This window comes from Niabella sp., from assembly GCF_030150205.1.
In the GTDB taxonomy this organism is placed as follows: Bacteria; Bacteroidota; Bacteroidia; order Chitinophagales; family Chitinophagaceae; genus Niabella.
In genome coordinates, this window is record NZ_JASLGT010000029.1 from 61,985 (window position 1) to 71,857 (window position 9,873).

8 protein-coding genes are annotated in these 9,873 nt (G+C 45.0%); 3 read left to right on the top strand and 5 right to left on the bottom strand.

Annotated features, from left to right (window positions below):
- Window positions 1–26: 26 nt before the first annotated feature.
- Window positions 27–1,316 carry a DUF5690 family protein gene (locus Q1V85_RS22065; RefSeq protein ID WP_300603333.1) on the bottom strand — a complete coding sequence of 430 codons (1,290 nt, stop codon included), beginning with the start codon at window positions 1,314–1,316 and terminating at the stop codon, window positions 27–29.
- 309 nt (window positions 1,317–1,625) lie between these two features.
- Between Q1V85_RS22065 and Q1V85_RS22070 the strand changes: the two genes are divergently transcribed.
- A complete protein-coding gene (locus Q1V85_RS22070) occupies window positions 1,626–2,705 on the top strand; it encodes a zinc-binding dehydrogenase (protein WP_300603335.1) in 1,080 nt (359 codons plus the stop codon).
- Between the two features lie 40 nt (window positions 2,706–2,745).
- On the opposite strand, the gene Q1V85_RS22075 is transcribed toward Q1V85_RS22070, so the two are convergent.
- The 4 genes from Q1V85_RS22075 to Q1V85_RS22090 form a co-directional block, all read right to left on the bottom strand.
- The gene (locus tag Q1V85_RS22075) at window positions 2,746–3,975 is read right to left on the bottom strand and encodes a DUF1343 domain-containing protein (RefSeq protein ID WP_300603337.1); all 1,230 of its coding nucleotides are present in this window, start codon (window positions 3,973–3,975) and stop codon (window positions 2,746–2,748) included.
- A gap of 384 nt (window positions 3,976–4,359) precedes the next feature.
- Window positions 4,360–5,283, bottom strand: coding sequence for a sugar phosphate isomerase/epimerase family protein (locus Q1V85_RS22080; RefSeq protein ID WP_300603340.1), 924 nt, complete (start codon window positions 5,281–5,283; stop codon window positions 4,360–4,362).
- A gap of 142 nt (window positions 5,284–5,425) precedes the next feature.
- The gene (locus Q1V85_RS22085) at window positions 5,426–6,085 is read right to left on the bottom strand and encodes a gluconate 2-dehydrogenase subunit 3 family protein (protein ID WP_300603343.1); all 660 of its coding nucleotides are present in this window, start codon (window positions 6,083–6,085) and stop codon (window positions 5,426–5,428) included.
- A 52-nt stretch (window positions 6,086–6,137) separates the two neighbouring features.
- Window positions 6,138–7,820 carry a GMC family oxidoreductase gene (locus Q1V85_RS22090; protein WP_300603346.1) on the bottom strand — a complete coding sequence of 561 codons (1,683 nt, stop codon included), beginning with the start codon at window positions 7,818–7,820 and terminating at the stop codon, window positions 6,138–6,140.
- Window positions 7,821–8,294: 474 nt separating this feature from the next.
- Between Q1V85_RS22090 and Q1V85_RS22095 the strand changes: the two genes are divergently transcribed.
- On the top strand, window positions 8,295–8,597 hold the full coding sequence (locus Q1V85_RS22095) for an ATP-dependent Clp protease adaptor ClpS (protein WP_300603348.1): 303 nt from the start codon (window positions 8,295–8,297) through the stop codon (window positions 8,595–8,597).
- A 22-nt stretch (window positions 8,598–8,619) separates the two neighbouring features.
- Window positions 8,620–9,270, top strand: a complete 651-nt coding sequence (gene aat / locus Q1V85_RS22100) for a leucyl/phenylalanyl-tRNA--protein transferase (RefSeq protein ID WP_300603351.1) — start codon at window positions 8,620–8,622, stop codon at window positions 9,268–9,270.
- The last annotated feature ends 603 nt before the right edge of the window (window positions 9,271–9,873 follow it).

The following is a 9,873-nucleotide window of genomic DNA, read 5'->3' on the forward strand; positions in this document are numbered from 1 at the left end:
GTACTTTTTTATTATACATCATTGCATCATGCCGCAGGTGCTATATAGCGGTTTTTCCGGATGATGCGTTTGTCAAAATACCAGAGCACAAATCCCGCCAGCAACAGGATACACATAGCGCATTGAATATCCAGTGAAATAAAAAACCGGGCCCAGCTCTGTTTAAACCCGATCACTTCTTTCAACAGCAGGATGACCACACTGCCCAGGTATCCCAGTGCATCGGCCATATAAAATAAAAAACCAACGTTCCCCTTAAACTCCAGCAAGGCTACAAGCCGCTCGAAAATGAGGCAATGAAAGAGGATATAGGGTAAGTAGGTACCGATACCGGATAAGATCATCCACCAAACCGGAGATATTAAGGAACGGTCGAATAAATACGTGGAAACGATTACCAGCATAGCACCCCCGGCCATCAGCAGCATACCGGTGCCAAATGCTTTACTGTTATTCCGGATCCATATCCCGACGGCGGCCACCACTAACACAACAATGGCAACCGGGATTTCTGTTAGGGTTACCAGCTGTGGTGTGCCGGCCATGCCCTGCTCCGACCAGAACTCCACAATAAAATTATCCCGAACATCCCTTACGATGGTCAGCAATATATAAATGGCCACCAGTCCGAAATAGCCCCAACCATTCTGTAGCAAAAACCGCCGCCGGTCTTCTCCGTACATGGGCACCCGCTGTGTCCGTTGCTTCATATCGGTTTCATCCGGACCTTTTATTTTGTTCAGCACTATAACCGATACCAGGAACAACGGGAAAAAAAGTAATCCCGTCCAAAAAGGCATGTCATACTCGCTCATCCTAAATTGATCCATCAGCACCAACCCTACCGTCTTAACAAGACCTGTTGAAAAAATAAATGTGGCACTGAGGGCCGCAGCCAGCAATTCGGTGTTCTTACGGCCTTCGATATAGGAAAATACAATCCCAAATACCATCCCCAGCGGTATACCGTTTAAGAAAAGCATCACCCATTTCAAACCCGGAGGTACTACTGCAAACAATCCCAGCATTAACAGACCAAAACCCACCAAACCAATCAGCCAGTACGTACGTTTTTCCTGTTGCATTTCAGAAATCACTTTGATCCCCACAAATTTTGAAACCATATACCCCAGCACCTGGCTGATCACCAGCATGGTTTTAGCATCCAGCCCAAATCCAAAATGCAGATCGGTATACTGTCCCGCTAAAAACGACTTCCGGATGGCGTACATTGCAGTGTAACACAAAAACACCGAAAGCAGGATAAGCGCTGTCTGAATTTTACTATTTGTAATTTTTACTGAAGTAGAAATCATGGATTCACGATTGATACTTCAAAAGTAGATCATTCAAATACGGGGTATATTAAGCCGGTATCAACTTAAGGTTAAGCATTTGTAAACTACAAAAAACAAGCTCTTTTTTGAGTAAAATTGTAAAATAAAAATCATAAATAATTAAAAAACAAATATTTAAATAATAGACTAAACTGCTCACTTCATTTCAGCAAGAGCGGAACACCTGTAAAAAAACCCAGCAGGCTTTAGATAAAACATAAAATACGAGAATACTAAAACGGCGCAAGCGACGTATTTTAAAATATTACAAATAGTAAAATAAATAGTATGCATTCAAAGGGCATATCCATGATCTTTACCGGCACCGGTAAGCCATTCCAGGAAAAACAATCGCAGTTACCCCATCCCGGGCCGGGAGAAATATTGGTGCAGATCACCTATACCACGATTTGTACCAGCGATCTGCATACGCATTCCGGACGGCGGACAGCTCCCTGCCCCAGCGTATTGGGACATGAGATCATCGGTCGTATTCTTTCCTGTGGCACCAACGCATCGATCGATTATACCGGTGCCCCGCTTTATGCAGGAGACCTGGTTACCTGGTGTGTTTATGCTTTTGATGCCGGTACTGAAATGGCCCGCAAAGGCATGCCACAAAAATCACCGGGTATTTACAAGTACGGACACCAGCAGCTCATAACGGGCGACGAGCTCAATGGTGGCTTTGCGAGCCACTGCCTTTTAAAAAAAGGAACCGCCGTTTTTAAACTCCCCCACACCATCGACCCCAAAACAGCGGCTCCCATCAATTGCACCCATGCAACTATTGCCGGGACCTTGCGGCTTGCTGGAAATATCTCCGGGAAAAATATATTGATCACCGGGGCCGGGATGTTGGGACTATCAGCCTGTGCCATGGCCAAAGAAAGCGGTGCTGCTCATGTATATACCCTGGATCGGAACCCTGAACGGCTAACTTTTTCAAAAAAATTCGGAGCCATGCAAACACTCGATGGCGGTCTGTCTGCTCAGGAAATCGACGCCCTGCTTTCTGCAACAGAAAAGATCGACCTGGTAATTGATACAACCGGCATACCGGAAGTAATGACAAAAGGATTGGAATTGCTTTCCACAGGTGGACAAGCTATTTGGGTTGGCGCCGTATTTACGCAGCCCGCTACGCCTGTTAATGCAGAAATGGTAGTGCGAAAACTGCTAACGATCAAGGGCCTTCATAACTATACGCTTCCGGATCTGGATACCGCTGTACGTTTCATCACCCTTCATCAGCATCATTATCCTTTTGAATCACTGGTTGGGGCGGAGTTTCCACTGGAAGCGCTTGACAATGCCTTTGCGATTGCGGGGAATGGCAGCTGTTACCGTGTGGGCATCCGGCAATGAGCAGCATAAAAAGCGGCTATCCTTCTTATATAAGAATGAATTAATCCGGATATAAAAGATACTTTGCCCGTATCGCCTTAAACTTCTGCAACCCCGGTTCCCAGCTTTTCCTGATTTCTGCTTCTGACACACCTGCTATGATCTGTTTTCGCAACTGGTCTGTACCGATGCGCAGATCAAAAGCGGATATGTCCTGGTTCGCTCTTCCGGGAGTGAAGAAACCGGCTTTATCCGGATAGGCATTATATAATTCAATGACCCACGATAAATTAATTTGCCGGCTTTGCCGGAGCTTGTTAATATCATAATTGCGAAGGTCTACACCGTAGCAAACGGCATCTTTGTGATTGGGCCGCTCACTCATGCCGGGAATACTTACCGGCTTGTACGAAAAGGAATAGCGGTCTTTCAACGCAGGTGCCCCCAATATCGTAAATGGCATATACGTTCCCCGGCCTTCATTAATGGCGGTTCCTTCAAACATACATAAACTGGGGAAAAGCATCACCGCCTGCTGTGTATTTAAATTGGGCGAGGGACGTACCGGAAGTACATAAGGCATGCTATGATCATAGTGCGCAACTTTTATAATATTTATTTTGCAGGGTTTCTTAAGATATCCTTCGCCGTTCAGGTATTGCGCAAATTCCCCGATTGTCATGCCATGGGTCATGGGCGTATAATGTATCCCGATGGCCGATTTAAACCGGTCTTCAGTCATTACCGGGCCGTCTACTACATACCCGTTAGGATTCGGCCGGTCAAGAATGAGCAGTTCCTTGTTATTTTCTGCACAGGCTTCCATTACATATTGAAGCGTATTGATATTCGTATAATAGCGGCAGCCCACATCCTGGATATCAAAAACCATAAGATCGATATCCGCCAGTTGTTCTTTCGTTGGTTTTTCGTTTCTGCCATATAAGGAAACTATTGGAATGCCGGTTTTGGCATCTTTTTCATCACCCACTACAGCGCCATTGCTGGCATTGCCTCTAAAACCATGCTCGGGTCCAAATACCCTTACAATTTTAATTCCAAGGCTTAATAAACTGTCTACACTGCTTGTATTACCAATGATGGAACTCTGATTTGCAACCAGGCCTATCCGTTTTCCTTTTAGATAAGACAAATATTTTCCGGTCTGATCGGCCCCCGTAATGATTCCCGGCTTATCAGGTGCACCGGGCGCTGATGATGCATATGTGGTACATTTAATATGGCTGATTGCCAGGAGCGCTAAAAAAAGCATCGATGTTAATCTCATCATTTTTAAATGGGTTGTAATGCTATATTAAATTGCAATACGTTACTTAAACAGATTTAAGCTATATGTGTTAACACGTGTCTGTGCTACTGATTCCTGTATCCAAACGCAACAGGATCTTTATGGTTGCTATCACATAATGTGTCTGTTATAAATGTAATCAAATATTCCTTATCAGGTATAATATATCTTCTTCCTTTTCTAAATACGGCATACGGCTGTATCAAAATGCCCCGCTGCCGGCGCTGGTAATCGATCGCCGAACGTTCAACAGATCCGTTGTATTATTACTCAAAAGGGGTTGTACCCGGGTGCGTCTATTTCCTATAAATAAAAAGCGAACGCATTAAAAACGTTCGCCCATTATTTCGAATGCCGTGGTTATAATCAGGAAGCACCCATTACTTTTTTCAGCAGGGCCAGCGTAGCCCGGATGCCATCGTATTCGCTCAGCTCTTCTCCTTCATACTCAATACCCACAATGCCGGAGAAACCGGACGTTTTCATAATGTCAAAGATCCGCTTATAGTCGGTTTCTATACAATTACCATTGGCATCAAAATCATATGCTTTAGCGCTTACACCTTTAGCAAAAGGAAGCAGTTCCTTCACTCCCAGGTAACGGTCATATTCCTCCAGGCATTTCCAGTTTTCACCGCGCTTCAGGCAGAAGTTTCCAAAATCCGGAAGCGTGCCCACCGTTTTTTTCCCGATCGATTTCATTACACCGCTCAGCCACTTGCCGTCGGAAGAATAGCCTCCATGATTTTCCACAATTACGTTGATCTTTTCTTTTGCAGCATACTCGCCCAAACGGCCCAATCCATCTACGGCCGCTTTGGCCACTTCCTCTGCAGTGCCATTACCCGCAGCATTTACCCGGATGGTTTTGCATCCCAGGTGTTTGGCAGCGTGTACCCATTTATAATGATTTTCCACTGCTTTTTTCCGTTCGGCATCATTGGTATTGCCCAATTCTCCTTCTCCATCGCACATAATGAGGTGATTGGAAACGCCATTGTCTTTGCATACAGCAAGCAGTTCATTCAGGTATGCTGTATCTTCTGCCTTATCTTTAAAAAACTGGTTTACGTATTCTACAATTGAAATCCCAAATTCCTTTTTTGCGATCCGGGGAAAATCGAGGTTCGTGATCTGCTTTTTTTGCAATGCACGGTGCAGCGACCATTCCGCCAGCGAGATGGGATATACTTTGGGTTTGCCTGTTCCGGCAATGAGTGAAGGACCGGCTAAAACCCCGGCTGCCAGAACAGAAGTTCTCTTTAAAAATTCTTTCCGGTTGATATGCATGTTGAACATTTAAAATGAATCAATTCAAATATAAAGCCGCAGATCCGCTGATTGCGCCACGGCACAATTGATATCAGCGAACCTGCGGCAAATAACCTATAAAATAGTGCGCTATCTGATGCAGCACTGCCTTAACCGGGCTTTACAGCGCCCAGGCTTTATCGCCTTTTTTATAAGGATACGCTCCGTCAAATTTTCCGGGCGTTTCTACATAACGCAGGGCCTGCTCCGCACCGGGTTTTGATGTAAAGTAGCCCCAAAGGGTCAATTGCTTAAGCATTGCAAAATAATGTGGCGGATAACTTTGTTTCAGTTTCACCGCACCAAAATTTTTCTTAGCCTCTTCAGCTTTCACCCATTCGTCCTGTTTGGCATCAAAAGCTTCTTTTTCCTTTTTATAAGCATCTGTTTTTACAAATGCTTTGGCTTCCTTATCCAGGTCCGTCAGGAAGGCGGTCTTTTCTGCTGCAGACAGGTCGTTGAAGCCTTTTTTATATTTTGCTTCGCAGGCTTCCTGCAATTTCCCGATGCCTTCATGAAATGCTTTTTGTTCGTTTTCACGGTAACAATCGGTTACAATTGTTTTCATAAAGTTACCGATCTGTGCGGCCTTTGCACCCGGGGAATCGGGTGTGGTAGGGATGATGGTTTCTCCTATTTCGTCCAACAGCGCAATGATTTCGGGCGAAAAGGTTCCGGCCTTGATCGCTGTATTCTTACAGCCCGACAAAAAAACTTCTGCGCCTATAACGGTACCTCCTAATAAAATACCAACGCGTGATAAAGCTTCTCTCCTGTTCATTTATCTGTAGTTTAAAAACCGGTAAGGTCTGTAAAACCCACCGGTTCTATGATTAAAGATTTTGTTTTTTCAATTCATTTACGGCATAGTCTACCGCCCGGGCGGTAAAGGCCATATACGTTAACGAAGGGTTCACGCAATTTGCGGATGCCATAAAAGAACCATCAGTCACAAATACGTTGGGAGCATCCCAAACCTGGTTCCATTTATTTACTACTGATGTTTTTGGATCTGCGCCCATACGTGCCGTTCCCATTTCATGAATCCCACGGCCGATAGTACCATCGCCATCCCGGCCCTTTACATCTTTTACGCCCGCTTTTTCCAGCATTTCAATGGCATCATTCTTCATATCGATCCGCATTTTCCGCTCATTGTCCTTCCATTCGGCATCGATCGACAATACATTCAGTCCCCACTTATCTTTTGTGTTTTTATCCAGTGTTACCTGGTTTTCGTGATAAGGAAGGATCTCTCCAAAACCGCCGATATTCATGGTCCAGGATCCGGGTTCTGTTAAGGACTCCTTCAGGCCAATTCCGATGGTTTGCTCTTCTGCAGAGCTATTGCCCCGGCCACGGCCGCCGCCGCCCTGGTAACCGAAACCACGCAGGTAATCGCGTTTGTCTCCGTTCATATTCCGGAAACGCGGTATGTAGATACCGTTGGCCCTGCGCCCATATATATATTTATCTTCAAATCCTTCCACACGTCCTGCAGCGCCCACGCCCAGGTGATGATCCATCAGGTTATGCCCCAGCTCTCCGCTGGAACTGCCTAATCCGCCGGGCCAGATATCCGTTGCAGAGTTCATCAGGATCCAGGTGCTGTTCAAAGTAGATGCATTTAAGAAAATGATCTTGGCATTGTATACATATGTTTTATTGGTTTCTGCGTCCAGCACCTCTACCCCGGTAGCCTTTTTTGTGTCCTTATCATATAAGATCTTTGTAACAATACTCCAGGGGCGGAGTGTAAGGTTACCGGTTTTCATTGCCGCCGGTAATGTGGACGATTGCGTGCTGAAATAACCACCAAACGGACAGCCCAGCCAGCATTTGTTGCGGTACTGGCAGTTGGTACGGCCAGGCAACGGTTGGGTAATATTGGCCACACGTCCGATGATCATATGCCGCTCTCCTTTATAAATATCCTTGATACGGGCAGCAATATCTTTTTCCACAATGGTCATATCCATCGGTGGCATAAATTGGCCATCAGGTAAATGAGCAATACCATCCCGGTTTCCGCTGATCCCTGCAAATTTTTCCACATAATCGTACCAGGGCGCTATATCTTTATAACGCACCGGCCAGTCAACAGCAATGCCGTCTTTGGCATTGGCTTCAAAATCCAGGTCGGCCCAGCGATAACTCTGGCGTCCCCACAATAACGAGCGTCCGCCTACATGATAACCGCGGAACCAATCGAACCGCTTTACTTCGGTGTATGGTGATTCTTTTTCGTCCACCCACCAGTCGAGATTGGTTTCATTCAGCGGATAATCACGATTCAGCACGGGGTGATCCTTGATCATTTCCTGCGTTTTGCTTCCCCTGTGCGGAAGTTCCCATGGGGCCTTACCGGCATTGACATAATCTTTTACATGCTCGATGTTTTTACCACGCTCCAGCATGATGACTTTCAATCCTTTTTCTGTAAGTTCTTTTGCAGCCCATCCTCCGGAAACACCGCTGCCGATGACGATCGCATCGTAAGTATTATTTTCTGCCATTAAACTGTTTTTAAAAAAATCTAAAAATCGTTAGTGAAAAATAAACAATCATTTAATAGCTATAAAAGTATTGTTTTAAATTCAAATTCGCTGTTATTTTTTATACAATTATACAAACGGTATTGTGTGTTTTATACATATCTGTTTATTCTTCATTTTTTTAGATTTTTTTTAATAAATATCCGCCCTGCCCACCGGTTGCTGAGCGCAAACCACTGCATTTATAAAAAGCATTCCAAACCGGAAAGCATCTCCGTCGCGCTTCAATAAAGCGCTGACGCCCAGAAAATAATTCACAATAGCAGCAGTTTCAGAAGTTCAGCCGGATAAGACCGGTGCCGGCTTACGGAAGGTCCTGAATGCGCAGATCCTTTTACAGCTCCGGAAATTGTAACTCTTTTTTTCCAAAAAGGGCATAATCATCAGGAACGCTGTCCCGCAGGGGATTTATCCGGAATGATTTATCTTTGCGGTATGAGTTTTCCCGGAACCAATCCGTTTACAAAAACGGAGGTAGCAACCGATGTGCTCACGGCAGAAGCCGCTTCCTGGCAGCTGATCGTGTGGAATGATGATGTAAATACGTTTGAATGGGTGATCGAGACCCTGATGGAGGTCTGCGGGCACAGTTATGAGCAGGCCGAACAGTGTTCTTTCATCATTCATTTCAAAGGTAAATACGCTGTTAAAGAGGGCCAGTACGAAGATCTTGAACCGATGTGCAACGCCATCCTCGACCGGGGTATTTCTGCAACCATCGAAGAACTGGTGTCTTAATCAACGCCTCTATACCCGTTTCATGGCTATTTTTGCATTGTCAGACGAGCTGTATTTTCCGCCGGTGCACCTGGCAGAAAAAGACGGACTACTGGCCATTGGCGGCGATCTTAGCCCCCAACGGCTGCTGCTGGCCTATACCTCTGGTATTTTCCCCTGGTATGAAACGCCTCCCGTGCTTTGGTGGTGTCCCGATCCCCGTTTTGTATTGTTTCCCGATGAATTCCGGCGCAGTAAAACGGTACGCTCTCTTATTAACCGAAACGCTTTTCAATTTACCATTAACAAGGCGTTTGAAGCGGTGATCCGTCATTGCCAGCAGGTAAAGCGCAATAACCAGGATGGCACCTGGATCACAGAAGAAGTGGTGGGGGCTTACAATGCACTGCACCTGCAGGGATATGCCCATAGTGCGGAGGTTTGGGAAGATGGTGTGTTGGTGGGCGGCCTTTATGGCATTCGCCTGGGCCGTGTATTTTTTGGAGAAAGCATGTTCAGTCTTGTCAGCAATGCCTCCCGGTATGCATTTGCCCGGTATACAGAACAACTGAAAAAAGAACAGGTAGCCCTGATCGATTGCCAGATCTATTCCGAATACCTGGAAAGTATGGGCGCCCGTATGATTGATGGAAAAACATTTGATGCACTGTTAAAAGAATATATCCCGGGGTAATTTGAAAATTTGAAGATGTGGGAATGTGGAAATGAAATGCGCATCAGGTGTAAAACGGATCTAAACCTGAACACAGTTTTCAGCGATCAGTTTTCAGTTATCAGTTTTCAGTTATCAGTTGTTGTCTCGTGATCAGTGATCTAACCTTTAGCATCAAGTATCAAACGGATCTAACGTGAAACTTTAAACCTGAAACAGAAACAGGCGATCAGCGATCAGTTTTCAGTTATCAGTTGTTGTCTCGCGATCAGTGATCTAACCTTTAGCATCAAGTATCAAACGGATCTAACGTGAAACTTTAAACCTGAAACAGGCGATCAGCGATCAGTTTTCAGCGATCAGCTATCAGTTTTCAGCTATTGTTGCCTCGTGATCAGTGATCTAACCTTTAGCATCAAGTATCAAACGGATCTAACGTGAAACTTTAAACCTGAAACAGGCGATCAGCCTTCAGTTTTCAGCCTTCAGCTATCAGATTCTGTGTTAATTACCAAATAGAAGTTTTAATTTTTTTAATACTTTTGTGTTTTAGGCGGCTTTATGCCAGCCTGTGTAAGAGAGCAATTATTTAATATTGCTCTCTACTTTTTTATTGCACTTCTG